This window comes from Micromonospora cabrerizensis (assembly GCF_022230955.1).
GTDB classification, from domain to species: domain Bacteria; phylum Actinomycetota; class Actinomycetes; order Mycobacteriales; family Micromonosporaceae; genus Micromonospora; species Micromonospora cabrerizensis.
The window spans coordinates 20945-44926 of sequence record NZ_JAKKFI010000076.1; the positions used below are offsets into that span (position 1 = coordinate 20945).

General features: G+C 71.9%; 21 protein-coding genes and 1 tRNA gene. 9 read left to right on the forward strand and 13 right to left on the reverse strand.

Features of this window, described 5'->3' with window-relative positions:
• Positions 1-7 precede the first annotated feature (7 nt).
• Both LADH09A_RS18865 and LADH09A_RS18870 read left to right on the forward strand, forming a co-directional pair.
• Complete coding sequence (locus LADH09A_RS18865; protein ID WP_238646829.1) at positions 8-2044, forward strand: ATP-binding protein; 2037 nt, start codon at positions 8-10, stop codon at positions 2042-2044.
• Entirely contained in the window at positions 2041-3204 is a 1164-nt protein-coding gene (locus LADH09A_RS18870; RefSeq protein WP_238646786.1) for an acyl-CoA dehydrogenase family protein, read from the forward strand. The genes LADH09A_RS18865 and LADH09A_RS18870 overlap by 4 nt, the downstream gene beginning before the upstream one ends.
• Before the next feature lie 145 nt (positions 3205-3349).
• Here the strand turns inward: LADH09A_RS18870 and LADH09A_RS18875 are convergent, their stop codons facing one another.
• The 4 genes from LADH09A_RS18875 to LADH09A_RS18890 form a co-directional block, all read right to left on the reverse strand.
• Positions 3350-4279, reverse strand: coding sequence for a hypothetical protein (locus tag LADH09A_RS18875; protein WP_238646787.1), 930 nt, complete (start codon positions 4277-4279; stop codon positions 3350-3352).
• An 80-nt stretch (positions 4280-4359) separates the two neighbouring features.
• Positions 4360-4707 carry a PadR family transcriptional regulator gene (locus LADH09A_RS18880; protein ID WP_238646788.1) on the reverse strand — a complete coding sequence of 116 codons (348 nt, stop codon included), beginning with the start codon at positions 4705-4707 and terminating at the stop codon, positions 4360-4362.
• Positions 4708-4899: 192 nt separating this feature from the next.
• Positions 4900-6090, reverse strand: coding sequence for a hypothetical protein (locus LADH09A_RS18885; protein ID WP_238646789.1), 1191 nt, complete (start codon positions 6088-6090; stop codon positions 4900-4902).
• Positions 6087-7028, reverse strand: coding sequence for a transporter substrate-binding domain-containing protein (locus LADH09A_RS18890; RefSeq protein WP_238646790.1), 942 nt, complete (start codon positions 7026-7028; stop codon positions 6087-6089). The genes LADH09A_RS18885 and LADH09A_RS18890 overlap by 4 nt, the downstream gene beginning before the upstream one ends.
• A 175-nt stretch (positions 7029-7203) precedes the next feature.
• Between LADH09A_RS18890 and LADH09A_RS18895 the strand changes: the two genes are divergently transcribed.
• Positions 7204-7539, forward strand: coding sequence for a hypothetical protein (locus LADH09A_RS18895; RefSeq protein WP_238646791.1), 336 nt, complete (start codon positions 7204-7206; stop codon positions 7537-7539).
• On the opposite strand, the gene LADH09A_RS18900 is transcribed toward LADH09A_RS18895, so the two are convergent.
• The 7 genes from LADH09A_RS18900 to LADH09A_RS18930 form a co-directional block, all read right to left on the reverse strand.
• The gene (locus tag LADH09A_RS18900) at positions 7523-9022 is read right to left on the reverse strand and encodes a serine/threonine-protein kinase (protein WP_238646792.1); all 1500 of its coding nucleotides are present in this window, start codon (positions 9020-9022) and stop codon (positions 7523-7525) included. The genes LADH09A_RS18895 and LADH09A_RS18900 overlap by 17 nt on opposite strands.
• 30 nt (positions 9023-9052) lie before the next feature.
• The gene (locus tag LADH09A_RS18905) at positions 9053-9556 is read right to left on the reverse strand and encodes a hypothetical protein (protein ID WP_238646793.1); all 504 of its coding nucleotides are present in this window, start codon (positions 9554-9556) and stop codon (positions 9053-9055) included.
• A 286-nt stretch (positions 9557-9842) separates the two neighbouring features.
• The gene (locus tag LADH09A_RS18910) at positions 9843-13508 is read right to left on the reverse strand and encodes an adenylate/guanylate cyclase domain-containing protein (protein ID WP_238646794.1); all 3666 of its coding nucleotides are present in this window, start codon (positions 13506-13508) and stop codon (positions 9843-9845) included.
• Positions 13505-14341: an MBL fold metallo-hydrolase gene (locus tag LADH09A_RS18915; protein ID WP_238646795.1), complete on the reverse strand. Its 837-nt coding sequence runs from the start codon at positions 14339-14341 to the stop codon at positions 13505-13507. Before LADH09A_RS18915 ends, LADH09A_RS18910 begins: the two co-directional genes overlap by 4 nt.
• Positions 14342-14474: 133 nt before the next feature.
• A complete protein-coding gene (locus LADH09A_RS18920; protein WP_238646796.1) occupies positions 14475-14936 on the reverse strand; it encodes a RidA family protein in 462 nt (153 codons plus the stop codon).
• The gene (gene sp36 / locus LADH09A_RS18925; RefSeq protein WP_088950574.1) at positions 14933-15088 is read right to left on the reverse strand and encodes a Sp36 family protein; all 156 of its coding nucleotides are present in this window, start codon (positions 15086-15088) and stop codon (positions 14933-14935) included. The genes LADH09A_RS18920 and sp36 overlap by 4 nt, the downstream gene beginning before the upstream one ends.
• 44 nt (positions 15089-15132) lie before the next feature.
• Positions 15133-15615 carry a hypothetical protein gene (locus LADH09A_RS18930; protein ID WP_238646797.1) on the reverse strand — a complete coding sequence of 161 codons (483 nt, stop codon included), beginning with the start codon at positions 15613-15615 and terminating at the stop codon, positions 15133-15135.
• Positions 15616-16225: 610 nt separating this feature from the next.
• On the opposite strand from LADH09A_RS18930, the gene LADH09A_RS18935 reads away from it, so the two are divergent.
• The 3 genes from LADH09A_RS18935 to bagB are packed head-to-tail and all read left to right on the forward strand — an operon-like array spanning position 16226 to position 18972.
• A complete protein-coding gene (locus LADH09A_RS18935) occupies positions 16226-16762 on the forward strand; it encodes an Rv0361 family membrane protein (RefSeq protein WP_238646830.1) in 537 nt (178 codons plus the stop codon).
• Positions 16763-16788: 26 nt separating this feature from the next.
• Positions 16789-17766, forward strand: coding sequence for an ATPase BagA (gene bagA, locus LADH09A_RS18940; RefSeq protein ID WP_238646798.1), 978 nt, complete (start codon positions 16789-16791; stop codon positions 17764-17766).
• Positions 17767-17820: 54 nt separating this feature from the next.
• On the forward strand, positions 17821-18972 hold the full coding sequence (gene bagB, locus LADH09A_RS18945; protein ID WP_238646799.1) for an ArsA family ATPase: 1152 nt from the start codon (positions 17821-17823) through the stop codon (positions 18970-18972).
• Positions 18973-18978: 6 nt separating this feature from the next.
• Here bagB and LADH09A_RS18950 read toward each other — a convergent pair whose 3' ends face one another.
• A complete protein-coding gene (locus LADH09A_RS18950) occupies positions 18979-19299 on the reverse strand; it encodes a WhiB family transcriptional regulator (protein WP_238646800.1) in 321 nt (106 codons plus the stop codon).
• A gap of 407 nt (positions 19300-19706) precedes the next feature.
• Here LADH09A_RS18950 and LADH09A_RS18955 point away from each other — a divergent pair, with 407 nt between their 5' ends.
• On the forward strand, positions 19707-22130 hold the full coding sequence (locus LADH09A_RS18955) for a penicillin-binding protein (RefSeq protein ID WP_238646801.1): 2424 nt from the start codon (positions 19707-19709) through the stop codon (positions 22128-22130).
• Positions 22131-22247: 117 nt separating this feature from the next.
• Here the strand turns inward: LADH09A_RS18955 and LADH09A_RS18960 are convergent, their stop codons facing one another.
• Positions 22248-22703, reverse strand: coding sequence for a GatB/YqeY domain-containing protein (locus tag LADH09A_RS18960; protein ID WP_238646802.1), 456 nt, complete (start codon positions 22701-22703; stop codon positions 22248-22250).
• A gap of 25 nt (positions 22704-22728) precedes the next feature.
• On the opposite strand from LADH09A_RS18960, the gene LADH09A_RS18965 reads away from it, so the two are divergent.
• Together LADH09A_RS18965 and LADH09A_RS18970 are read left to right on the forward strand one after the other, a co-directional pair.
• Positions 22729-23622, forward strand: a complete 894-nt coding sequence (locus LADH09A_RS18965) for a metallophosphoesterase (RefSeq protein ID WP_238646803.1) — start codon at positions 22729-22731, stop codon at positions 23620-23622.
• A 223-nt stretch (positions 23623-23845) separates the two neighbouring features.
• Positions 23846-23922 (forward strand) — tRNA-Pro (locus LADH09A_RS18970).
• The last annotated feature ends 60 nt before the right edge of the window (positions 23923-23982 follow it).

Sequence of the window (23982 nt, forward strand, 5' to 3'; positions counted from 1 at the left end):
ACTGATGATGATTCGGAAACTGCTCGTTGCCAATCGGGGGGAGATCGCGCGTCGGGTCTTCGCGACCTGCCGCGCGCTCGGCGTGGAGACGGTCGCCGTGCACTCGGACGCGGACGCCGCCGAGCCGTTCGTCGGCGAGGCCGACCAGGCGGTCCGGCTGCCGGGGGCCACGCCGGCCGAGACGTACCTGCGGGTCGATCTGATCCTGGAGGCGGCCCGGCGCAGCGGCGCGGACGCCGTCCACCCGGGTTACGGCTTCCTCGCCGAGAACGCCGAGTTCGCGGCGGCGGTGACCGATGCCGGGCTGACCTGGGTCGGCCCACCCGCCAAGGTGATTGCCGCGATGGGCGACAAGCTGGCGGCGAAGGCACTGCTCGCCGACGCGGGCGTGCCGATGCTGCCGAGCTGGACCGACACCGATGGGATCTCCGACTTCCCGGTGCTGGTGAAGGCGTCCGCCGGCGGCGGCGGGCGGGGGATGCGCATCGTCCGGGACGCCGCGGAGCTGGCCGAGGCGGTCGCGTCCGCGCGCCGCGAGGCGGCTGCCGCGTTCGGCGACGGCACGGTCTTCATCGAGCGGTACGTCGAGCGCGGCCGGCACGTCGAGGTGCAGATCTTCGGCGACACCCACGGTCGGGTGGTGGCCCTCGGTGACCGGGAGTGCTCGATCCAGCGCCGGCATCAGAAGATCGTCGAGGAGGCGCCGGCTGTCGTTCCGGAGCGGGTGCGCACGGCGTTGCACGAGGCGGCGGTGGCCGCCGGGCGTGCTGTCGAATACCTGGGCGCGGGCACTGTGGAGTTTCTGCTCGCCCCGGGTGGTGAGTTCTTCTTCCTGGAGATGAACACCCGCCTCCAGGTGGAGCACCCGGTCACCGAGCTGTGCACCGGCCTGGACCTGGTGGGGTTGCAACTGCTCGTCGCCGAGGGGGAGCCGCTGCCGGCGACCCTGCCGGTCAGCGCCGGGCACGCGATCGAGGTGCGTCTCTGCGCCGAGGACGCCGGGGCGGGTTGGCGGCCGGCGACCGGCACTCTGCACCGGTTCACGGCCCCGGCGGTGGCGGCCGAGTTCGGCGGGCTGGCCGGGCCGGGTCTGCGGCTCGACTCCGGTGTGGTGGCCGGCTCGGTGGTCGGGGTGCACTACGACTCGATGCTGGCGAAGCTGGTCGCCTGGGGGCGTACCCGTGCCGAGGCGACCCGGATGCTGTCCACCGCGTTGACCCGGGCCGAGCTGCACGGGGTGACCACCAACCGGGACCTGCTGGTACGCGTGCTGCGCAGCCCCGCGTTCGCCGCCGTGGAGATCGACACCGGATTCCTGGACCGGCACCCGGAGGTCTTCGCCCCACTGCTCCCCGCCGACCGTCTCCCGATCACCGCTCTCGCCGCGGCTCTGGCTGCGGCTGCCCAGCGTCGGGCGACGGCACCGGTGCTGTCCGGGCTCCCGTCCGGCTGGCGAAACGTTCCCGCCGTCCCCCAGACCACCCGCTTCGCCGGGCCGGACGGTGCCGAGATCGAGATCCGCTACCGGCTGGACCGGACCGGAGGGCTGGCCGACTGGTCCGGTACGTCAGCGGTTGAGAACTCCGCCGAGCCGCCGACAGCACCCAGCGTGGCGCTGGTCGAGGCCAGCCCGCAGCGGGTGGTGCTCGACGTCGACGGGGTGCGGTGCGCGTACCGCGTACACCGGGTGGGGTCGGCGGTCTTCGTGGACGGCCCGGACGGGGCGGCGAGCCTGGTCGAGCTGCCGCGTCTCCCCCTGCCAACGGCGGAGGTGGCCGCCGGGTCGCTGCTCGCGCCGCTGCCCGGCGCGGTGACCCGGGTGCATGTGCAGGTCGGTCAGCGGGTCTCGGCCGGCGAACCGCTGCTCACGCTGGAAGCGATGAAGCTGGAACATCCCGTGCTCGCCCCGACCGACGGTGTGGTCGCCGAACTGCCGGTGCCGGCCGGCGGTCAGGTCCGGACGGGCGCCGTGCTGGCCGTCATCGACGGCTCCCCCGCAGCCGGCGACCTGGCGACGTCGAACCCCGAGGAGGACCCCCGATGACCTTCGACCTCACCCCCGAGCAGGACCAGTTGCGCGACGCCGTGCGCGCGTTGGGCCGTCGCTACGGCCACGGTTACTTCGTCGAGAAGGCGAAGGCCGGCGAACACACCACCGAACTCTGGGCCGACGCCGGGCGGCTCGGTTACCTGGGTGTCAACATCCCCACCGAGTACGGCGGCGGTGGCGGCGGCATCACCGAGCTGGCGATCGTGTGCGAGGAGTTGGCGGCTGCGGGCTGCCCGTTGCTGCTGCTGGTGGTCTCCCCCGCGATCGCGGCCACCGTGCTGAGTCGGCACGGCACCGAGGAGCAGCGCAAACGGCACCTGCCCGGCCTCGCCGACGGGTCCCAGAAGATCGTCTTCGCGATCACCGAGCCGGAGGCCGGTTCCAACTTTCACCGGCTCGGCACGGTGGCCCGCCCCGACGGCGACGGCTGGCTGCTCAACGGCCGCAAGTGCTACATCTCCGGGGTGGACGAGGCCGATCACGTCCTGGTGGTGGCCCGGACCGAGGATTCCTCCACCGGGAAGCTCAAGCCCGCGCTGTTCCTCGTGCCGACCGACGCGGCCGGGCTGACCAGGTCCAAGCTGGACATGGAGATCGTGTCCCCGGAGAACCAGTTCCTGCTCTACCTGGACGACGTGCGGCTGCCCGCCGACGCGCTGCTCGGTGAGTCGCTGGACGCCGGGCTGCCGGCCCTCTTCGCCGGGCTCAACCCGGAGCGGATCACCGTGGCCGCGATGGGGGCCGGCACGGGTCGGTACGCCATCGAGCGGGCCAGCGAGTACACGTCCACCCGCAAGGTCTGGGGTGGTCGGAGCATCGGCTCCCACCAGGGGGTGTCGCACCCGTTGGCGCACGCGGCGGTGCAGGTGGAACTGGCCCGCCTGATGATCCAGAAGGCGGCCACCCTGTACGACGCCGGCCGTGACCTGGAGGCCGGAGTGGCGGGCAACATGGCCAAGTACGCGGCCGGGGAGGCCGCCGCGCTCGCCGTGGACACCGCCGTCCAGGTGCTCGGTGGGGCGGGCATGACCACCGAGTACGGCGTGGCTACCCTGCTCGGCGCGGTGCGGGCCGGCCGGATCGCCCCGGTCAGTCGGGAGATGATCCTCAACTTCGTGGCGCAACACGTCCTGGGCCAGGACAAGTCGTACTGACCCCGCCGACGGGCGGGCCGAGCCGGCCCGCCCGGCCGTTGATCGACTCGGTTTCCTGAATTTCGGGGTGCCCGAGAGCCAGTGACACCCCGATTTCCAGGAAGCCGAGTCGATCAGCCGCTCGGCCGCGTGACGCGCGGCCTCCTCACGCGCCTTGTGGGCCCGACCGCTCCCGGCGGTGCAGGATGGTCACGGCCACCGCGAAGAGCAGCGCGGGCGCCAGCACCAGCGTCAGCCACTGCGCCAGGGTGAGCGCATCGAGGACACCGTCGTGGCTGGAACGCCGCAGGAACCTCCCCGTGGTGCCGAGCCCCACCCGGGTGAGCACCAACGTGACGCCCACCGGAACCACAAGCGCGAGCAGGCGTCGCCGCAACACCGCCGGCGTCGACAGGATGACGAGGGCGAAGAGCAGGTATCCCGCGGTCAGCAGGATCGCCTCGATCCGGCCGACGCCGAAGGTGAAGATCAACGTACCGTCGATGGGAGTCGTCGAGTCATCGACAGCAGTCAGCAGCGCGATGCTTGGAGCACCGACGCTGACCAGCGTCGCCGCCGCCAGCGTGCCGAGCCGCCAGCGCGCGAGGGAAGCCGTCACGGAACGGGGAGCACGGACGGCGAGCACCAGCGGAACCATCGCGGCGAGCACGGCGGGCCAGAGATTGAACACCGTGGAATATTGCCCGTAATCCTCGGCGACCCGCACCACCTCGAACGTCGCGCCGCCGACGGCGATCGCGGCTGCTGCCCGGCCCCATCCGAACACGACCGACACCGCCACGGTGAGCCACAGCAACGCCACGAGACCAATCGGCCAGAAGACGAACTTCTCACCGATCCCATAGGGGTAGCTGTCCGCGAACATGGCGGTGTGCAGCACCGGAACGCGCGCATCCCGCACGAACAACATCAACGCGGCGATCAGGCCGAGCGCCTGTGCCGCCTCCCGCCACGCATCGCCCGAGAATCGCGCACCAGCCTGGCGGACATGCGCCTGCAACGCCCCGCCGAGCAGGGCGAGCACGTCTCGCGGCACAGGCCTGCGCTGACCCGGTGACGCGTCGTCCAGCAGCACCCCGATCAGCTCGTCCTCGTACTGCCGACGGTAGGCGCGGGGATAACAGGCCAGCAGCCGCCGGTAACCGTGTTCCAACGTCATGCCGCACCGCCATCGAAGATGAGGCCGGCTCGGCGCAGTCGCACGCTCGCCGCGTCGGCGTTGCTCCGCAGCCGTGCCGACTCCTCGGCGAGTCGCTGCGCTCCCGACACCGTGAGCCGGTAGTAGCGGCGCAACCTGGACTGCACCTGCTCCTCGCGCTCGATGTCGATGAGGCCCTCGGTCCGCAGTCGGTCGAGGGCCGCATAGAGGGTGCCGGCGCGCAGGTCGACCCGCCCATCGGAGATCTGGCGGACCTCTTCGAGGACGGCGTAGCCGTGCCGTGGAGCCTCGACGAGCGCGGTGAGGATCAGGTAGGTGGATTCGTGTAGGGACGCTTTCGCCATCCCGGCAGCATATACCGTCCGACTGTATATACGCCCAGCGCGCCGCCACGATCCGCGTCGTGTCTACCGGCCCGCCGCGCCGGAGAGGTGGACCGGCGGCCTTCGCCGCGGTCAGCGTGCCACTGGCCACCGTCACCCTCGTGCGGGCCAACCGCCGGGAACCGTAGGCGACGAAGCCGCCGGTTGGCCGGGTCAGCCCGGCGTACGACAGGTGGCATCGATGCGGTGCACCGGTCGGACCCGCCGGCCCATGCCCTCCAACAGCGAATCCTCGACGTGGAAGTCGTGGATGCGCAGCTGGTGGCGGGGCAGCTCCTCCTCGCTCGGGCAAAGCACCTGCGCGCGGACCAGGCCGACCGGGACGTACCGGACTCCGCCCTGCTCCTGGAGGATCACCATGTTGACGTCGTCCGTGGTGACCACGTGCCCGCGTACGTCCTCGGTCGGCCCGTTCTCCTCACCCACGGTGGTGACCGTCAGCGGCAACACCGGCGTGCTGATCACCGGCACCGCGGCCCAGATCAGCGTGGCCAGCACCGCCACCTCGGTCACCGACGCCAGCGGACGGATCACCACACCCGGCAGCGGCCCGGCGATGAACAGGGCCAGCAGCGGAGGCACCACGATGAGCGCCAGCACCAGCTCCTCGCCGCCCTGCTGCACCGCCTCCCGCAGGGTGGGCAGCATCAGCCAGCCGTACCCGGCGAGCAGCGCGACGATGATCAGCAGCCGTGGCACCACCCGCTCGTGCAGGCGCGCGGAACGGAGTTGGAACGCGGCCACGAAGGCCGGCAGCAGCAGCGGAAGGTAGAGCAGCGGCCAGGTGATCAGGGCGAGCAGGAAGCTGGCCAGCACCACCCAGGCCGGCGTGATGTCGGCCCAACGGGCGAAGAGCGGACGACGACGGGTGCCCGGCGGCAGCCGGTCGGCGCTGACGGCCAGCACCGCGCCGAGCGCGAAGACGGCGACCAGTCCGGTCGAGAGCAGCCGGGCTGCCGTGGTCAGGAAACCGGCCAGCAGGTTGACCGGCCCGACGTTCGCCACCAACAGCAGTGTGGTCTGGAGTTCGCCGCCCGCCTCCACCCCGAGGCGGAGCACCGAGAAGATCGCCGGTACGCCCACCGCGGCGGTCCAGAACGACTGACTGGCGCGAGCGCGTCGCTCCGCCGGGTCCCAGCGGACCCGCCCGGGCTCGACGTCGGCGACGATCGGCTCGACTGGTTCCGCGACCGGCACACCGGCCGGCCAGTCGACACCGTCCACCCCGGCCGGCGACGCAGGCCCCGTACCGTCGATGGTCGGCCCGGCTGCGGTGTCCGGCACGGGGCTGCGGGGCGGCGGGACCGGGCCGTCACCGCCGGCGGCGGTGGTCGCCGCGCTCACTTCGCGGGCGCCTTGTCGTCGAAGTCGACCAGCTTCGGCACCTCCAGCGGCTGCGGCTGGCGCTTCTCGGCCTTGAGCCACGGACCAAGCGTCCGGTTGTACGAGGTCTGCCACGGGCTCGCCTGCTCGTCGCGCCCCTGCTGGTAGCTCTTCTGCAGGAAGAACGCGACCAGGTCGCGCAGTGCCGGGTCACCGATCGGCACGCCGATGCCCAGCAGCTCGCTGGTGCCGAACGGCATGTCGACGATCTCGAACTCCTTCGGGTGGCGGGCCAGGAAGCCGGCGAGGATCGTCTCGTCGGAGCTGACCGCGTCGTAGCGGCCCGCCCGGATGCCGGCGACGCAGTCACCGACGGTCTTCACGACCAGGACCTTGACCTGGTGACCTCCCAGCTCGGCCTCCGAGGTGGAACCGCCGCTGGTGCAGATCTTGTAGTCCGGGTTGCGGAGGTCCTCAATGGTGCTGATCTTGCCCCTCAGCCGGGTCGGCACCATCACCTCCTGGGTGGTGACGAAGTACGGCCCGGCGAAGCTCACCACCTTCTTACGCTCCTCGGTGATGGAGAAGCTGGACACCACGAGGTCGACCGTGCCGCCCTGCAGCGCGGGGATCCGCTCCTCGGTGGCCACCGGAACGAACTCCAGCCGCTGGTCCCCCTCGTAGCCGAGCGAGGCGGCGATGTATTTGGCGATCTCGACGTCGAACCCGACGTGCTGGCCGTTGCGCAGCTCACCCATCAGCGGCTCGTTCGTGGCCACACCGATGCGCAACTTCGACTGGCCGTAGATGTGCGTCTCGCGCATCTTCTCCTGCACCGAGGACAGTTCCGGTTCCTGCCGGCTGTCGCAACCAGCGGCGGCGGCCAGGGTGAGAGTGAGGGCCACCGCCAGCGTCGACGCGACCGAGCGGAGCCGGGACTGCGAACTGCCTGAGTTCATGGGCGACCTCGCTGCCGGAAGAGCCTGCGGGACACCGAGAGTAGCGGCTCTTGTCCAGCGAGTGTGGACGTCGGAGGCCATGTCGGCAGGCCGTCAGATCGACGTTGGTCGGCGCGGCGGTCGGCTCTGCGGTTGACAGCGGGCCCCGTGACGACATGCTGGACAGGTGAGTCGATTGCCCAGACCCGATGCGCGGACGGTGGCGGTGCTCGCGGCGCTGGGAGCCCTCGCGCCGCTGGTCATGCTGGTCATCTGGCGCCGACAGGATCTCGTCGGCGTGGTCCTGGCGCTACTCTGCGTCCTGCTGACCATGGTGGCCGGGGTCGCCGTCTCCGCTGCCCGTCAGGCCGACGACCCGGAGCCGGCGGAGCGTCCGGCGTCCATCGGGCCGCCCGAGCTGATGCCGTACGGGATCGACGCGGACACCCTCGACGCCCTGGACAGCCGGGCCGCGTTGCGTGCGGTACGTGACCGGCGACGCGGGTCGAACGGGCTCAGCGGCGGCCGGTGAGGGTGGGCGCGGCGAGCGCGTCCACGCCACGCCCGGCCAGGCACCGGTACGTGCGGTCGATGCTGCCGTCGACCGGCGGTAGCACCTCCAGGTGCCAGCCGGTCGGCTCGGTGATTCCGGTGGTCAACCGGAACGTCGTGGCGCTGCACACCTGCTGCACCGGCGCAGCGCCGATCACCTCGTCGTAGTCGGCACCGACCAGCGACACCGGGAGGATCCCCTCGGCGTACGTCTCCCAGGTGTGCCGGCTGGCGCAGGGGAGCCGAGCCGCCTCGGCGCGGCTGCCGCGGATCCGTACCGGGCCGAAGCACTCCAGCTCGGGCAGGCAGCGGGCACCCTCGGGCAGCGCGGTCGGCGAGCCCGTGCCGGTCACACAGCCCGGCAGCGGGCCGGTCGCCGGTGCGGCGACCTGGGTGACCGACGGGCTCGGGGTTGGCGATGGCGCCCGATCGGCGACCCAGGCCCCGGCGGTGGCGGAGGCGGCGAGCGCGAGCACCCCCGCGCCGCCGAGGAACCAGCGCCGCCAGCGCCGGCCACCGGTCACCACCGGCTGGGTGTCCTCGATGGGCGGGCGGGGCACCGGCTGACTGGCCGCGTACGGGCCGGAGAGGGTCACGCCGCCGCTGACCGGGGCACCGCTGACCGGGGCCGACGGTGAGCCGAGGGGCACGTTGGCGAGCAGGTCGAGCAGTTCGAGGGCGGAGGGACGCTCGGCCGGGTCGTTGGCCATGCCGAGGCGCAGGACGTCGATCAGCTCGTCCGGTACGCCGGGCAGGGCGGGCAGCGGCTGGTTGAACATCTCCAGCACGGTGACCAGGCTGGGGTTGCGCTCGGACTGCCAGCGGGGCGGCCGGCCGTGCATGACCGCGTAAAGGGTGGCGCAGAGCGCGTACACGTCGACGGCCGGCGACGGCGGGCTGTGGCTGAACATCTCCGGTGGCGCGTACGCCGGGGTGAGCACCTCCAGGGTGACCGAGGCGTCCCGGTGCTCGGCGAGCACGGCCAGCCCGAAGTCGGCGAGCACGGCCGAGTTGAAGTGCGAGTGGAGGATGTTGGCGGGCTTGACGTCGCGGTGCAGCACGCCGGCGCCGTGCGAGTGGGCCAGCGCGTCGGCGATCTTGATGCCGAGGTCACGGGCCTCGACCGGCCCCAGCGGCGACGTGCGCATCCGTTCGGCGTACGAGCCGTCGCAGAGTTCCATGATCAGGTAGGGGTGCTGGTCGACGGTGACCCCGACGTCGAAGAGGTCCACCACGTGCGGGTGCGACGACATCCGGCCGGCAGCCCGCGCCTCGCGCAGGAACCGGGCCTGATCCCGCTCGCTGTCCAGCGTCCGGTTCTCCACCTTGACGGCGACCTCGCGGCCCACCGAGATCTGGGTGGCCTGGTAGACGGTCGCGTAGCCACCCCGGGCAAAGACCCGCAAATCCGTCAGACCGGGCACGATCGGAACTCGCAAGCCGCCGGTCGGGGTGTCGGTCACCGCTCGAAAATACCCAACCCGGCCGGTGGCTCAGCGCACCGCGTCCGCCGGAGCGGCACCGGCCGGACCGGTACCCTCCTCAGCGCCCGCAACCGCCCCTGCACCGTCGGACGTCACCACGTCGTCAGCCGGCGCGCCCCGGCGGGCATCCAGGCGCAGGCCGACGGCGGTGGCCACCGCCCCCAGCCCCTCCCAGGCCGCCACGCCGAAGAACCGGTCGGGAGCGATGTCGGCCAGCACCGCGATGGTGAACACGGTGAACGTGACCAGCCGGAAGACGACGGTGAACCGGTAGAACGCCCGCCACTCGGTGACCGTGGCCAACAGGTAGTAGACCCCCATGTTGAACGCCGCCATCGAGGACGCCAGGAGGAACGTGCCGGTGTGGTCACCGACGGCGCGCGTCTCCGGCACCTCGAAGCCGAGCATGCGCAACTGCGCCTCCGGCCAGAGCAGCCCGACCGCGCCCATCACCAGCGCCAACACGCCGAAGACCGCGATGGTCCAGCCCGCGATGGAACGCGGCAGCTTCATGAAAGGGCCTCCCCAGGCACGGCGACGGTCACCACTGTGGACCGGCACACGGTGGTGACACGCTAGCCGCTCCCCCCGACCGCCACATCCCCAGAACCGGCAAAAACCGCACCGTCCCTGCCCCACCCCGCCCCCCACCCTGCCCCCGCCCTGCCGCCCGCCCTGCCGCCCACCCTGTTGATCAAGAGGTTTCGGTCACCGGGAGCGCGATTCCTGACGCAAACCTCTTGATCACCGAGGGCCAGGCGGGGGTGGGGTGGGGTGGGGTGGGGGTTGGGGTCAGGGGTCAGGTTGGGGGTGGGGTTAGGCGGGCGCGGAGGGCGTCGGCGGCGGCGCGTTCGCTGCGCTGCTCGGTCGCGTACGCCAGACGGACCGCCTCGTCCGCGCTGGCCAGGGCCTCCGTCGGCTGGCCACAGGCCGCCAGCGCCTCGGCCAGCACACGGGCCGCGATCACCTGGCTGCGGACGTCCTCGGCCGGCGCGGTGACCGCCCGCCGGGCCCAGTCCAACGCCTGCTCCCGCTGACCGTGGGCGAGCAGCGCCGCCGCGTACTGGGCCATCGTCTGGCGACGGGAGAAGAGCAGCGAGGGTGCGTTCGCGGCGGCCGTGGCCACCGGCGCGAGCAACCCGACAGCGGTCGCCGAGTCGCCAGCGGCCAGGCGTGCCGTCGCCAGCAGCACCCGGGGTGCCACCTGCGCCGGGGCCTGCGGGTTGTGCGGCTCCACGGCGGTCAGCACCGCGCGGGCCACCCGCTCGGCCGTCTCGCAGTCGCCCATGTCCAGCGCGACGAAACCGCGAAGCGCGCCGGCCATCCCGGTGAGCAGCGGGTGCGAGGTCCGCTCCGCGTACGCCAGGGCGTCGGTGAGCAGGTCCGCCGCGTGCTCCGGCTCGCCCAGCCCACGCGCCACCACCGCGCGGACCACCAGCGCGAACCCGCGCCCCCAGTCGTCCGAGGCGGCGGCGAATTCGCGGTACGCCCGCCGGGCCTCCCGGTCCGCCTCGGCCAGGTCACCCAGCTCGGCGGTGGCGAAGGCGGCCACCGCACGCAGTGTGCCCACCGCCCACGCCTCACCGACCCGCTCCCCGAAGGGCAGGAACACCTGCGCCATCCGACACGCCTCGCGCAGTCGGCCGGCGAGCAGTCGGGCGAACGCCGTGGTGCCGCGCAGCCAGGCCCGCCCGTACGGGTCCTTCAGCTCGGCGAAGAGCCGGGCGGCCCGGCCGAGCACCGCGTCGGTGCCGGCGAAGTCACCCCGGGTGGTGGTCACCCAGGCCAGGTTCTGCAACGACCAGGCCTGCCCACGCCGGTCCTGCGCGCCGAGGCTGACCTGGTACGCGGCAGCCAACCGGCTGCTCGCCTGACTCAGCCGCCCGGCCACGAAGTCGGCCATGCCGAGCCGGCGCATCGCCGTTGCTCGCTGAATCGGCAGCTGGCCGGCCGTGGCCACCTGCAACGCCTCCTGCCAGGCGGTCACCGCCCGACTCTGGTCACCGAGGGTCTCCTGGGCCTGCCCGGCGAGCAGCAGGGCGCTGACCCGGGTGACCTCGTCCCCCGCGTTCGCGGCGATCTTCTCGGCGTACGCCAGCGCGTCGCCGACCCGGCCGACCTGGAGCAGCGCCCGAGCGTGCACCACCCGATCGGCCGCCGGCATGCCGTCGCGAGCCAACTCGGTGGCGCGCTCGGCGTACTCGACGGCCAGCACCGGCTCACCGGCGGACAGCGACCGGCGGGCGGCCCGACCGAGCGCGGCGACGCCGAGCGGGACCACCGCCCGGGCCGGCGCGTCCGGGCGCAGCTTCACCGCGTCGGCGAGCGTGGAAGCCCGTTCGACGTGCGTCGCCACGAAGTCGTCCCGGGCCTCGTCGGTGAACCCACCCGGCGCACCCGCGGCGGCCTCGTTCGCCGGGGCCGCCCAGCGGGCCAGCGCGGCGTGCCGCTCGGCCAGCTCCGCCTTGCTCACCCCGGCGTACGCGGCCTCCCGCATCAGCGGGGTCGCGAACGAGTAGCCGGTGCGGGAGCGGTGCAGCATCCGGCGTTGCAGCAACTCCTCGACAGCCCGGTCGAGTTCCACGGCGACCACGGCCGACGGACGGCCGTCGCGGCCGGCGCGCTGCTCGCGCATCGCCTCCAGGGCCCCGGTCGGCACCGTGTCACCGATGACCGCGGCGTCGCGCAGCACCGAACGGGCGTCCGGCGGCAGCGCGTCGATCCGGGCGGCGAGGACGGCGGCGAGGTCCCGGGAGAGCAGCCGGCTGCCCAGCGACCCGGGCACCAACCGCCAACCGGCCGACGGGCTCTGGTCGCGTTCGCCGGAGCTGGGACGCTCCGCCGGGACGCGCCCACCGCGCGCCGACTCCGACGCTCGCGCGCTGCGCGCCGACTCCGTGGTGAGCGCTCCGCGCTCGATGAGCAGGGTGACCAGCTCGGCCAGGTAGAAGGGGTTGCCCTGTGCGGTGGCGAGCAGCCGGTCCGTGTCGGCCTGCGGCAACTTGCCGCCGCCGAGGTAACTGGTGAGCAGCCGCGCCGCGTCGGCACCCCGCAGTGGCGGCAGGGAGTGCACCTCGGCGTCCGCGACCCGGGTCAGCGCGCCGGCGGTACGGACCAGCTCCGGTCGGCCGAGCAGCAGCACCAGCACCGGGCCGGTGAGCCGGGACAGGGTCAGCCCGAGGGCACTGATCGTCTCGGTGGTGGCGTCGTGCAGGTCGTCCACCACGATCACCAGTGGCGCTTCCGAGGCGAGCCCACTGAGCAGGTTGGCGACCGCGTTCGGCACCGCCTCGGCATCCGCGGCCGGGATCCCCGACCCGCCCCACTCGCCTGAGTCGGTGCCCCCGTGTGCCGGAAGTTCGCCGTAGCCGAGCAGGGCGAGCAGTTGCTCGACGGCGATCGGGGCGGTCTCACCGCCGGAGCGGGCGAGCCGCTGCCCGAGCCGCCGCAGCCTCTCGTCCACCGCCGGCCGGGTCAGTGCGGTGGAGGCGTCACTGGGCAGGCCGACGGCGGCACGCACCAGGTCGGCCAGCGGCGCGAGCCGACGTCGCTCACCGAACGCGGCACACCGCACCGACAGCACCCGCGCGCCCGTGTGCGCCGCGTACCGGCCGGCGCCCACGTCGTACCCGGCGGCGAGGCGCTCGACCTCCGCGGCGAACCGGGACTTGCCGATGCCCGCCTCGGCGGTCATCAGCAGCACCCGGGGGTCGCCCTGGTCGATGACCTCGGCGAGCCGGCCGGCGACCCGGCCGATCTCCGTCTCCCGGCCGACGTACGGGGCCTCGTCGCCCAGCCCCGAGCGGGTGCCCGGTGCGTCCAGCAGGCCCAGCAGCTCGTACGCCTCGACCGGCTCGCGCTTGCCCTTGAGCCGCAGCGGGCGCAGCGCCCGCCAGGACGACACGTGTCGGGTGGCGGCGGCGGTCCGGCCGCCCGCGTAGACCGCGCCGACCGCCGCGGCGTCGGCCAGCCGGGCGGCGGTGTTCACCGTGTCGCCGATGACCGTGTATTCGATCGCGGCCTGGATGCCGGCGATGACGTCACCGGTGTTCAACCCGACCCGCAGCCCGAGCGGCGCGCCGCCGCCCCGCTCGTCGTCGAGCACCCGGCGGACGGCCCGCTGCATGGACAGGGCGGCCCGGACGGCACGTTCGGCGTCGTCCTCGTGCGCCACCGGGGCGCCGAAGACCGCCATGATCCCGTCGCCGGTCAGCTTGTCGACGTGCCCGCCGAAGGTCTTCACCGCGCCGGCGAGCGCGGCGAGCACCCGGTCGGTGACCGCGCCGACGCGTTCCGGGTCGAGGTCCTCCGACCAGGAGGTGAACTCGGAGAGGTCACCGAAGAGCACGGTGACCACCCGGCGCTCGGCTGCCGGCAACGTGGCGGCGGCCGGCAGCGCGGCACCGCAGTTGTGGCAGAACCGCGCGCCGGGAACGGCGACGGTTCCACACACGGGGCAGGTCACATGTGCTCCAACCCACTGACCCCCGGCGCAGATTCCCCGGTGCCGACACCGAGATGTTCCAGCTGCGCACGCACCGACCACTCGGCGGCCCACCAGAGCGAGCGGTCCACGTCCGCGTAGACCGCCGCCACCACGTCGGCGGGCGTGCGGGCGCCGGCCGCGACCGCCGCCCGGACCTGGTCGAGCCGGGCCCGGCGGTGGGCGAGGTAGAAGTCGGCGGCGGCGGCGCAGTCGGCCAGCGCCGGGCCGTGCCCGGGCAACGCCGGGATCCCGGTGTACGCGGACAGCAGCTCCAGGCTGGTCAGATAGTCGCCGAGGTGCCCGTCCGGGTGGGCCACGACGGTGGTGCCCCGGCCGAGGATGGTGTCACCGGTGAACACCGCCCGCTCGTCGCCGTGCTCGACCAGAAAGCAGACCGAGTCGGCGGTGTGCCCTGGCGTGCTTAGCAGACCGATGTCCAGGCCGAACCCGCCGAGGCGTTCGCCCGGCTCGGTCAACGGCTCACCGCCGATGGTGTGCGCCGGGTCGGCGGCGAGGACGTGCACACCGCCGAGCAGTTCGCTCAGTCGGGCGGAGCCCTCGGTGTGGTCGGGGTGGCCGTGGGTGATCAGGATCAGCCCGATCGGGCCGTGCTCGGCGATCCGGGCCAGGTGTCCCTCGTCCGCCGGCCCCGGGTCGACCACGACGGCGTACTCGGCCGACGGGGCGCGCAGCACCCAGGTGTTGGTGCCGTCGAGGGTCATCGGCCCCGGGTTCGGCGCACGCAGCAGTGTCACCCAGGTCGGCAGCTCGTCGGCAAGCGCCGCAGCCGGTGCCGTCACGTGCCCGCTCATGGCTGCGATGGTACGACCCCGCCCGCAACACCCCACGATCGTTGCCCACCCGAGCCGGAGGAAGGGCCCCGTCGACGCCTGACGGCGAGGAAGGGGCCCCTCCTGAGCACGGTCGCCCGGCGATGGCGACGCGTCAGGCGACCTCGACGATCAGTTCGATCTCCACCGGGGCGTCGAGGGGCAGTTCGGCCACTCCCACCGCGCTGCGGGCGTGGCGACCAGCCTCGCCGAAGACGGTCCCGAAGAGGTCGGAGGCGCCGTTGATCACTGCCGGCTGACCGGTGAAGCCGGGCGCGGAGGCCACGAAACCCGTCACCTTGACGATCTTGACCACGTTCTCCAGGCCAACCAGTGAGTCGACTGCGGCCAACGCGTTGAGCGCGCACCGCTGGGCCAGATCCTTCGCCTGCTCGGCGGAGATCCCGGCGCCGACCTTGCCGGTCGCCAGCAACTTGCCCTCGGCGATGGGAAGCTGGCCGGAGACGTACACGTGCTGCCCGGACTGCACGGCCGGCACGTAACTGGCCACCGGCGGCACGACCTCGGGCAGCTCGAACCCCAGCTCGGCGAGTTTCGCGTGCGGGCCGTTGCTCACGCCTTGGGCCGCTTCAGGTAGGCGACCAGCTGGTCCGGGTTGGGCCCCGGGATCACGGCGACGAGCTCCCACCCGTCCTCGCCCCAGTTGTCGAGGATCTGCTTGGTCGCGTGGACCAGCAGCGGGACCGTGGAGTATTCCCACTTCTGCATCGCTGAAGGGCTCCCTCTCGGTGCGGAATTGTTCGAGGGACAGCCTACGGTCCGCTGGCGGGGCGAGGCGCGGGACGCTGCTCCGGCGCGGCCGGCAGCTCACCGCAGCGCCCTTCGTGCTCGTATCCCTGCGGGCAGCGGGACCGGTCGGGCAGCAGCAGGTCGCAGAAGACCCGGTGCCGGTTGTTCTGGTCGTCGGCGTTGGACACGGTGGTCTCGCCGGCGTCCAGCTCGGGCAGGAAGCCCAGGGACACCGCGACCCGGCCGGCCAGCACGGTCGCCGCGGTCAGACTCGGCACCCGGATCGGCAGGTGGATCACGAAGCCCGGCTCGTCGTCGTCTCGAACCCGCTCGGCGGGGCGGCTCGGTGCCCGCGCGGCCTCCGTCTGCTCCGGCATCCGGCGGTACGACCGTTCGTTGACCGGTTGGCTGCCGACGGGCCCGCCGGTCTCGACCACGGACCCGGGCCGGCGCGGCCGGTCGTTGGTCGGGAACTGGGTGCGAGGGATGTTGTCCGCGTCGCGCATGCACTGCCTCCGGTCGTACCTCTCGGATCATGCTTCCGGTCCGAACCCATTGGTCCGTTCCGGCCCCCGCACCGGACGAAGGTAGGTCGGTGGCCGCAGTCCCGCCAATAGGACGCGCACATCCGGTCACCAACAGTCACATATGCGACAGATCGTCAGTCGGGGAATGGGCTGCCGAGCTGAGCGCGGCTCATCATCGACCAAACCGGCGGGCTGCGCGGCATGGCAGGGCGACGCCGATCCGCCTGTCGACCGCTACCCTTCCGGTCGGACGGTCGCGCAGCGCCCGGACGCCCGCTCGATCACGCTCGGCGCCAGGGGTGGCGGCGGGCGCCGCACCCACGGGGGAAAGACCATGACCCAACCGCCCAGCGGCGACCAGGCCGGCCCACCCGCTCACCCGCCGGCCCACCCGGATCCCGCCGGCCAGCCCGGCTCTCCGACCGTTCCCACCCAGCCAGCCCCCGCCGCACCGCACGGGCGGCTCGCCCTCCCCGCATCCCCGGCCCAGCCGGCGCTCCCCGCCGAGCCGGCCGTTCCGTCCCAGCCGGCCCCGCCCGCCCCGTCCGGCGGCGCTGACGGTGCCGGTCAGCCCGAGGGGCCGGGTGGCCTGGCGTCGGCCGCGGCACCGACACAGCCGGGCAGCCCCGAGATCCCGCCACCGCCGTCGGGATATCCGCCCTACCAGGGCACGGCGGCACCGAAGAAGAAGCGCGGCCTGCTGATCGCGGCGATCGCACTGGTCGTGATCATGGTGCTCTGCGTGGGCGGGGGTGTGGTGGCGTTCCTGACCCTGCGCAACGCCGAGAGCGGCGAGGGCGCCAAGGAACCGGCGATCGCCGTCGACGAGTTCCTCACCGCGGTCTACAAGGATCGCGACGCCTCCAAGGCTGCCGATCGGGTCTGCGCCGCTTCCCGCGACGACGAGAAGATCGCCGCGAAGGTCGCCGAGGTGCAGAAGTACGTCTCCGCGCACCAGAACCCGCGTTTCCGGTGGACCACCCCGAAGGTGGACAACCAGACCGGGGACCGGGCCACCGTCTCCACCCGGGTCACCATGACCACCTCCGACGAGAAGGTGGCCGACCAGGACCTGCGCTTCACTGTGGTGCAGAAGACGGGTTGGTGGGTCTGCGAGGTCGCGTGACCGCCGGGCCTGGATAGGCTCGACGGGTGTGTGCAGCTGAGCGGCCGATCGAGCCGGCCGGTACCGGATGGTCCGCCCGCCTTCATGTGGTGACCGGCAAGGGCGGCACCGGCAAGACCAGCGTGGCGGCGGCCCTGGCCCTCGCGCTCGCCGCCGGTGGCCGGCGCACCCTGCTGGTCGAGGTCGAGGGGCGACAGGGCATCGCCCAGCTGTTCGGCATCGACCCGCTGCCCTACGAGGAGCGGCACCTCGCCGACGCGCCGGACGGCGGCGAGGTACGCGCACTCGCGGTCGACGCCGAGGAGGCGCTACTCGAGTACCTCGACATGTTCTACAAGCTGGGCGCGGCGGGCCGGGCGCTGCGCAAGCTCGGCGCCATCGACTTCGCCACCACCATCGCGCCCGGCCTGCGCGACGTGCTGCTCACCGGCAAGGTGAAGGAGGCCACCACCCGCACCTCCGGGCAGCGGCGCGTGTACGACGCGGTGGTGCTGGACGCTCCGCCGACCGGGCGGATCGGCCGCTTCCTCAACGTCACGGCCGAGACCGCCCGGCTGGCGAAGGTGGGCCCGATCAAGACCCAGAGCGAGGGGGTCGCCGCGCTGCTGCGCTCCCCGATGACCGCGGTGCACGTGGTCACGTTGCTGGAGGAGATGCCGGTGCAGGAGACGGTGGACGCGATCGCCGACGTGACCTCGCTCGGCTTCGGCATCGGAAAGGTGATCGTCAACGGCGCCCGGCCCCCACTGCCCGCCGGTCAGGCGGTCACCGCCGCGGAGCTGCGGCGCGGGCTGGTCGCCGCCGGCCTGCCGGCCGATCGGGACACCGTGGCCGGACTGCACGACGAGGCTCGGGACCAGCTCATCCGGCGCGAACTGGAGGATTCGCTCCGCGCCGAGCTGGTGGAGTTGGGGCTGCCGATGGTCGAGCTGCCGTTGCTGCCCGACGGGGTGGACCGGGCGGGCCTCACGACACTGGCCCGGGCCCTCGTCAGCGCCGATTGACTCACACCTGAGCTCAGCACAGGCGCATGGACCCGTGCGGCCCGATACGCTCGATTGGTGCCTTCCGAAGACGCGGCGCCGCAGCTGGACGTCGACCAGATCCTCGCCGACCCCGGCGTGCGGATCATCGTGTGCTGCGGTGCGGGCGGGGTGGGAAAGACGACCACGGCCGCGGCGCTGGCGCTGCGGGCCGCCGAGCACCACGGCCGACGCACGGTGGTGCTCACCATCGACCCGGCCCGCCGCCTGGCCCAGTCGCTGGGCCTGACCGAGCTGGACAACACCCCTCGCCAGGTCAAGGGGATCGACGTCGAGAGCAGTGGCGGCGAGTTGCACGCCATGATGCTGGACATGAAGCGCACGTTCGACGACGTGGTGCTGCAGCACACCGATCCGGCGAAGGCCGCGGAGATCTTCGCGAACCCGTTCTACCAGGCGATGAGCTCGACCTTCGCCGGCACCCAGGAATACATGGCGATGGAGAAGCTGGGTCAGCTGCACGCCCGCGGCGAATGGGACCTGATCGTGGTGGACACACCGCCGTCCCGCTCGGCACTGGATTTCCTGGACGCGCCGGCCCGGCTCTCCCGTTTCCTCGACGGCCGGATGCTGCGACTGCTGCTGGCTCCGGCACGCAGCGGCGGACGGAGCATGTTCAGCCTGGTCACGGCCTCGTTCGGGATGTTCTCGAAGGTGGTGCAGAAGGTGCTCGGCGCACAACTGCTCACCGACCTGTCCGGCTTCGTGGCCGCACTGGACTCGATGTTCGGTGGTTTCCGGCAGCGCGCCGAGCAGACGTACCGCATCCTCCAGGCCAGGGAGACGGCCTTCCTGCTGGTCGCGGCACCGGAGCCGGACGCGGTCCGGGAGGCCGCCTACTTCGCGGGTCGTCTGCGGGACGAGCGGATGCCGCTCGCCGGCCTGGTGCTCAACCGGGTCCACCGACCGGCGGTGCCGGAGCTGGACGCCGAGCAGAGCCGGGTCGCCGCCGAGCGGCTGACCGAGCTGGGCGGGCACGAGGCCACCGCCGACGTGCTGCGGGCGCACGCGGCGCTGGCTCGTCAGGCGGTACGCGAGCAGCAGGTCGCGGCGCGGTTCACCGAGGCGTTCCCGGCGGTGCCGGCGGTGTCGGTGACGGCACAGCCCGCCGACGTGCATGACGTCGACGGGCTGCGGACGATCGGCGCGGCGATCAGCCGGCCGTGACCGGTGTCAGGTGGCCGCGCTGACGAGGATCTTGTCCTTGCCGGTCTTGTCCTTGCTGTTCTTCTTCATCGCGGCCTCGAACATCTTGCGCCAGCTCGTCACCTGCGGGTGACGGCGCAACAGCGCCCGCCGTTCGCGTTCGGTCATGCCACCCCACACACCGAACTCGATCCGGTTGTCCAGCGCGTCGGCCAGGCACTCGTACCGAACTGGGCAGCTCCGGCAGATCCGCTTCGCCACGTTCTGTTCGGCGCCCTGTACGAACAACGCGTCCGGGTCCCCGTTCTGACATGCCGCCAGTGACGGCCAGTCAGTGATCATGCCCATGTGTACACGTCCCCCCTTGCAGTACCTACCGACCTCGTCGATGCACGTCAGCCGGCAATTCCCCCCGATCGCCCGGCCTGCCTTCCCCAAGGCGGCGCGGACGACATGTGGCGCTGTCGCCGCCCCCATCATGCTCTGTAGTCGACTGATTACGCAACGTTGTCGGCGAAATCCATCATTCCGGACACTCCCGGCTTCCCGGGCCTTCGACCGCCGGTTACCCCGCCGAGGTCAGCGATAACGCTGCGCCCCCTCCCCGAATCAGAGGAGACTCACGCCAGGTCACACGCAACCAAGTACCGGGGGTCGTGCGTTTAGCACAACGAGGGCAGCGCACGCAGGAAATGGGGAAAGAACGCCCCAGCGCCCCTCGTTCCCTACTCGCGTACCCTGTCGAGGTGACCTGGATGCGGAAACGTGACCACAATGTGCTGACCAACGCCGCATCGCTACTCGTGTGTGGCCTGTTGGCCGGCGTGGTGGTCGCTGCGGCGGCCTTCCCCGCGGTGGCGATGTCCGGCTTGGCCGCGAAGGCGGGCGCCGAGACATTCGGCAACCTGCCCACGGAGCTGACGGTGGCCCGCGCGCCACAGATCAGCTACCTGCTGGCCTCCGACGGCAAGACACCGCTCGCAACGATGTACGACGAGAACCGGCGCGACGTGAAGCTCGCCGACATCTCCCCCAACATGCAGAAGGCCATCATCGCGGCCGAGGACCACGACTTCTACAAGCACAACGGCGTCGACATCAACGGTGTCGCCCGCGCGTTCGTCAACAACCAGGCCGAGGGCTCCGGCCGGCAGGGCGCCTCGACGCTGACCATGCAGTACGTCCGGCTGGCCATCGCCTACTCGGCCACCCACCCGGCCGACGTGGTCGCGGCGACCGAGGACACCAGCGCCCGCAAGCTGCGCGAGATGCGGCTGGCCCTCCAGGTCGACAAGGAATTCTCCAAGGACGAGATCCTCACCCGCTACCTCAACCTCGCCTCGTTCGGCAACGGCGCGTACGGCATCTTCGCCGCCAGCCAGGTCTACTTTGGCAAGCCGCCGAGCAAGCTGAAGATCGAGGAAGCGGCACTGCTGGCCGGCATGGTCAAGGCCCCGACGACGAACGACCCGACCACCAAGGCGGGCTTCCCGCTCGCACTGGAACGGCGCGACTACGTCATCGACAACATGGTCGAGATCAAGGCCATCACCCAGCAGGAGGCCGACGCGGCCAAGGCCACCAAGCTCGAGGTGAAGGACAAGCGCACCCCGAACGGCTGCGTCTCCGCCAACGTCAACAGCTGGGGCTTCTTCTGCGACTACTTCTACCGCTGGTGGATGCAGCAGGAGACGTTCGGTTCGACCTCGTACGACCGGGAGCGGCGGCTGAAGAGCGGCGGCTACACCGTCGTGACCTCGATCGACGTCCAGGCGCAGAGGGGCGCTGACAAGGCGGTCCGCAAGGCCAAGAGCGAGAACAGCAAGGAAGCCGCCATGGTCGCGGTGGTCGAGCCCGGCACCGGCCGGGTCCGGGCGCTCGCGGTCAACCGGCAGTTCAAGCTGGACGACCCGAAGAACCCGAAGAACAAGATCTCCAGCGATCCCGCGAAGAGCAAGAAGAAGATCCGGGGCAACTACCCGGCGACGGTCAACCCCCTGCTCACCGGCGGCGACGGCATCACCGGTTATCAGGCCGGCTCGACCTTCAAGATGTTCACGATCGTGGCAGCGTTGGAGAAGGGCATCCCGCTCAGCTACTCCTTCAACGCGCCGAAGCAGTTCAAATCGGAATACATCATCCGGCCTGGCCCGGCGGCCTGCCCGGGGACCAACCTCTACTGCCCCACCAACTCGACCGAGAGCATGGCTGGCCCAGCCAACATGTGGACCGCGTTCGGCCGGTCGGTGAACACCTACTTCGTGCCCCTGCAACAGCAGGTCGGCGCGGAGAACGTGGTCAAGGCCGCCAAGCGGCTGGGCATCAACTTCCGGTCCGAGGAAGACCTGACCCTGGAGAAGGGCGCGCACCAGTGGGGCGCGTTCACCCTGGGCGTCTCGCAGACCACTCCGCTGGATCTGGCCAACGCCTACGCCACCCTGGCCGCGGACGGGACCTACTGCGAACCGATCCCGGTGCAGGAGATCCGCGACCCGGAGGGCAACAAGCTCGACATCGCCAACCCGCGATGCGAAAAGCGGTTCAGCACCGACGTGGCCCGCGCCGCGGTGGACGCGGCCCGCTGCCCGGTCGGTGACAAGTCGTCGTCCTCCCGTTGCGCCGGAGCGACCGCCGGCAACGTCCGCAGCGACGTCGGCTACCCGGTGGCCGGCAAGTCCGGCACCACCGACTCCGAGAAGACCGCCGCACTGGTCGCGATGACCAAGCAGTACGCGGTCGCGGGCATCATGGCCGACCCGGACTGGCCGCAGACCAACGTGAAGATGAAGCACGCGGAGAAGGACGGCATCAACCCGCCGGTCTGGGAGACGCTGCGGGACGCGATGAAGGGCAAGAAGGCGATCCAGTTCGAGGCGCCGGGCCAGAAGATCTCCGAAGGTGACCAACGGAGCATCCCCAGCGTGAGCTGCATCCCGGTGGAGCAGGCGAAGTCCCGGATCAAGGGCGCCGGCTTCGAGCCGGTGGTCTCCGACACCAAGGTCAAGTCGTCCTGCCCTGCGGGCACCGCCCACGGCACCAGCCCGGACGGGCGCACCATCAAGGGTGGCGTGGTCACCATCCAGGTCAGCAACGGTGGTGGCGGCACCACACCGGGCAACACCGGTGGCGGCGGGCAGCCCGGCAACACCGGTCGACCCGGTGGTCGTCCCGGCGGCTGAGCCGACGAGCAGAACACAACGGGCGGGCACCCTCCTCGGGTGCCCGCCCGTTCGTCTGTCCGGATGACCGCTACCGCCACCGATCCCGGGGCGGCGGTAGCAGTGCCGCCGGGGGGGTCAGAGGGCGAGCTGTCGGCGTACCTCGGAAGCCACCCGACCACCCTCGGCCTGGCCCGCCACCGCGGCCTGGGCCGCCTTCATGGCCGGGCCCATCTGGGCCTTGCCGGTGAAGCCGCCCGCGGCGAGCGCCCCCGACACCAGCTCGGCCAGCTCGGCGTCGGAGAGCTGCTTGGGCAGGTAGCGGTCCAGCACCTCGCCCTCGGCCGACTCCTTCGCGGCCTGCTCGGCGCGACCGGCGTCGGCGAACGCGGTGGCTGCCTCCCGGCGCTTCTTGGCTTCCTTGGTCAACACCGCGAGCACCTCGTCATCGGTGAGCTCGCGCTTGGCCTTGCCGGCGACCTCGGCGGTGCCGACGGCGGCCAGGGCCATCCGCAGCGTGGAGGTGGTCAGCTCGTCGCGCGCCTTGAGCGCGGAACGCATGTCGGCAGTGAGGCGGTCCTTCAGCGTGCTCATGGACGGTCAAACTACCCTGAACGCCATGCGAAAGCGCACACTATTCCGGCTTGCCGCCGGAACCGCCACGGTCGGCGCGGCCACCCTCGCGTACGCGTCGCTCATCGAGCGCAACATGTTCACCCTGCGGCGGTACGACGTGCCGGTGCTGCCGGCCGACGCGGAGCCGCTGCGTGTGCTGCACCTGTCGGACCTGCACATGATGCCCGACCAGGCGCGTAAGCAGCGCTGGGTCGCGTCGCTGGCCGCCCTGGACCCCGACCTGGTGGTGGTGACCGGCGACAACATGGCGCACCCGGGCGCGGTGCCCGGGGTGCTGCGCGCCCTGCAACCGCTGCTGGACTTTCCCGGAGCGTTCGTGTTCGGCTCCAACGACTACACCGGGCCGGTCCTGAAGAACCCGTTCACCTACTTCCTGCCCGACCGGGAGTACACCGAGGGCGTCGAGCTGCCCTACGAGGAGCTGCGTCAGGTGTTCACCGGCGCCGGCTGGGCGGACCTCAACAACGTCCGGACCACCCTGAAGGCCGGCGGTCGGCAGCTCGACCTGGTCGGCGTGGACGACCCGCACATCGAGCGGGACGACTACCCCTCCGTGGCCGGTGCGGTCTCGTCCTCGGCCGACCTGTCCATCGCGCTGACGCACTCCCCGGAGCCACGGGTGCTCGACCAGATGGCCGCCGACGGCTTCGGGCTGATGCTGGCCGGGCACACCCACGGCGGTCAGGTCTGCGTACCGGGCTTCGGTGCGTTGGTGACCAACTGCGGCCTGCCCCGCTCGATGGCGCGCGGTCTGCACCGCTGGCCGGGCTCGGACTCCTGGCTGCACGTCTCCGCCGGCCTCGGCACCCACCCCACCGCCCCGATCCGCTTCGCCTGCCCCCCGGAGGCCAGCATCCTGACCCTCATCCCCCGCTGACCCACCCACACCCCGCTGACCCGCCACACCCCGCGCCCGCCCGCGCGGGCCGCGGGCCGCGGGCCGCAAGATCCGCGCAACATCGGGGATGTTGCTGCCTTACGCCGCGCTGAGGCAGCAACATCGGGGAAGTTGTGCGGATCTTGACCCGGACGGGGTCCGGGTGGCGGGGGTACCGAGTTTGACCATCGGGGCGGGTGGGCTACTATTTGTCGGCACGCCTCGGGGTGTGGCGCAGCTTGGTAGCGCGCTTCGTTCGGGACGAAGAGGTCGTCGGTTCGAATCCGGCCACCCCGACCAGAGGTAACAGCAGGTCAAGGCCCCTCCACCGAGGGGCCTTGATTCGTTTCCGGCGACGGC

Excerpts from the sequence above, each read along its gene's own strand:
- LADH09A_RS18955 (WP_238646801.1), top strand. The coding sequence starts at position 19,707 with ATGCGGAAACGTGACCACAATGTGCTGACCAACGCCGCATCGCTACTC.
- LADH09A_RS18930 (WP_238646797.1), bottom strand. The coding sequence starts at position 15,615 with ATGCGCGACGCGGACAACATCCCTCGCACCCAGTTCCCGACCAACGAC.
- LADH09A_RS18965 (WP_238646803.1), top strand. The coding sequence starts at position 22,729 with ATGCGAAAGCGCACACTATTCCGGCTTGCCGCCGGAACCGCCACGGTC.
- LADH09A_RS18905 (WP_238646793.1), bottom strand. The coding sequence starts at position 9,556 with ATGAAGCTGCCGCGTTCCATCGCGGGCTGGACCATCGCGGTCTTCGGC.
- LADH09A_RS18870 (WP_238646786.1), top strand. The coding sequence starts at position 2,041 with ATGACCTTCGACCTCACCCCCGAGCAGGACCAGTTGCGCGACGCCGTG.
- sp36 (WP_088950574.1), bottom strand. The coding sequence starts at position 15,088 with ATGCAGAAGTGGGAATACTCCACGGTCCCGCTGCTGGTCCACGCGACC.
- LADH09A_RS18880 (WP_238646788.1), bottom strand. The coding sequence starts at position 4,707 with ATGGCGAAAGCGTCCCTACACGAATCCACCTACCTGATCCTCACCGCG.
- LADH09A_RS18915 (WP_238646795.1), bottom strand. The coding sequence starts at position 14,341 with ATGAGCGGGCACGTGACGGCACCGGCTGCGGCGCTTGCCGACGAGCTG.
- LADH09A_RS18960 (WP_238646802.1), bottom strand. The coding sequence starts at position 22,703 with ATGAGCACGCTGAAGGACCGCCTCACTGCCGACATGCGTTCCGCGCTC.
- LADH09A_RS18865 (WP_238646829.1), top strand. The coding sequence starts at position 8 with ATGATTCGGAAACTGCTCGTTGCCAATCGGGGGGAGATCGCGCGTCGG.
- LADH09A_RS18950 (WP_238646800.1), bottom strand. The coding sequence starts at position 19,299 with ATGGGCATGATCACTGACTGGCCGTCACTGGCGGCATGTCAGAACGGG.
- LADH09A_RS18890 (WP_238646790.1), bottom strand. The coding sequence starts at position 7,028 with ATGAACTCAGGCAGTTCGCAGTCCCGGCTCCGCTCGGTCGCGTCGACG.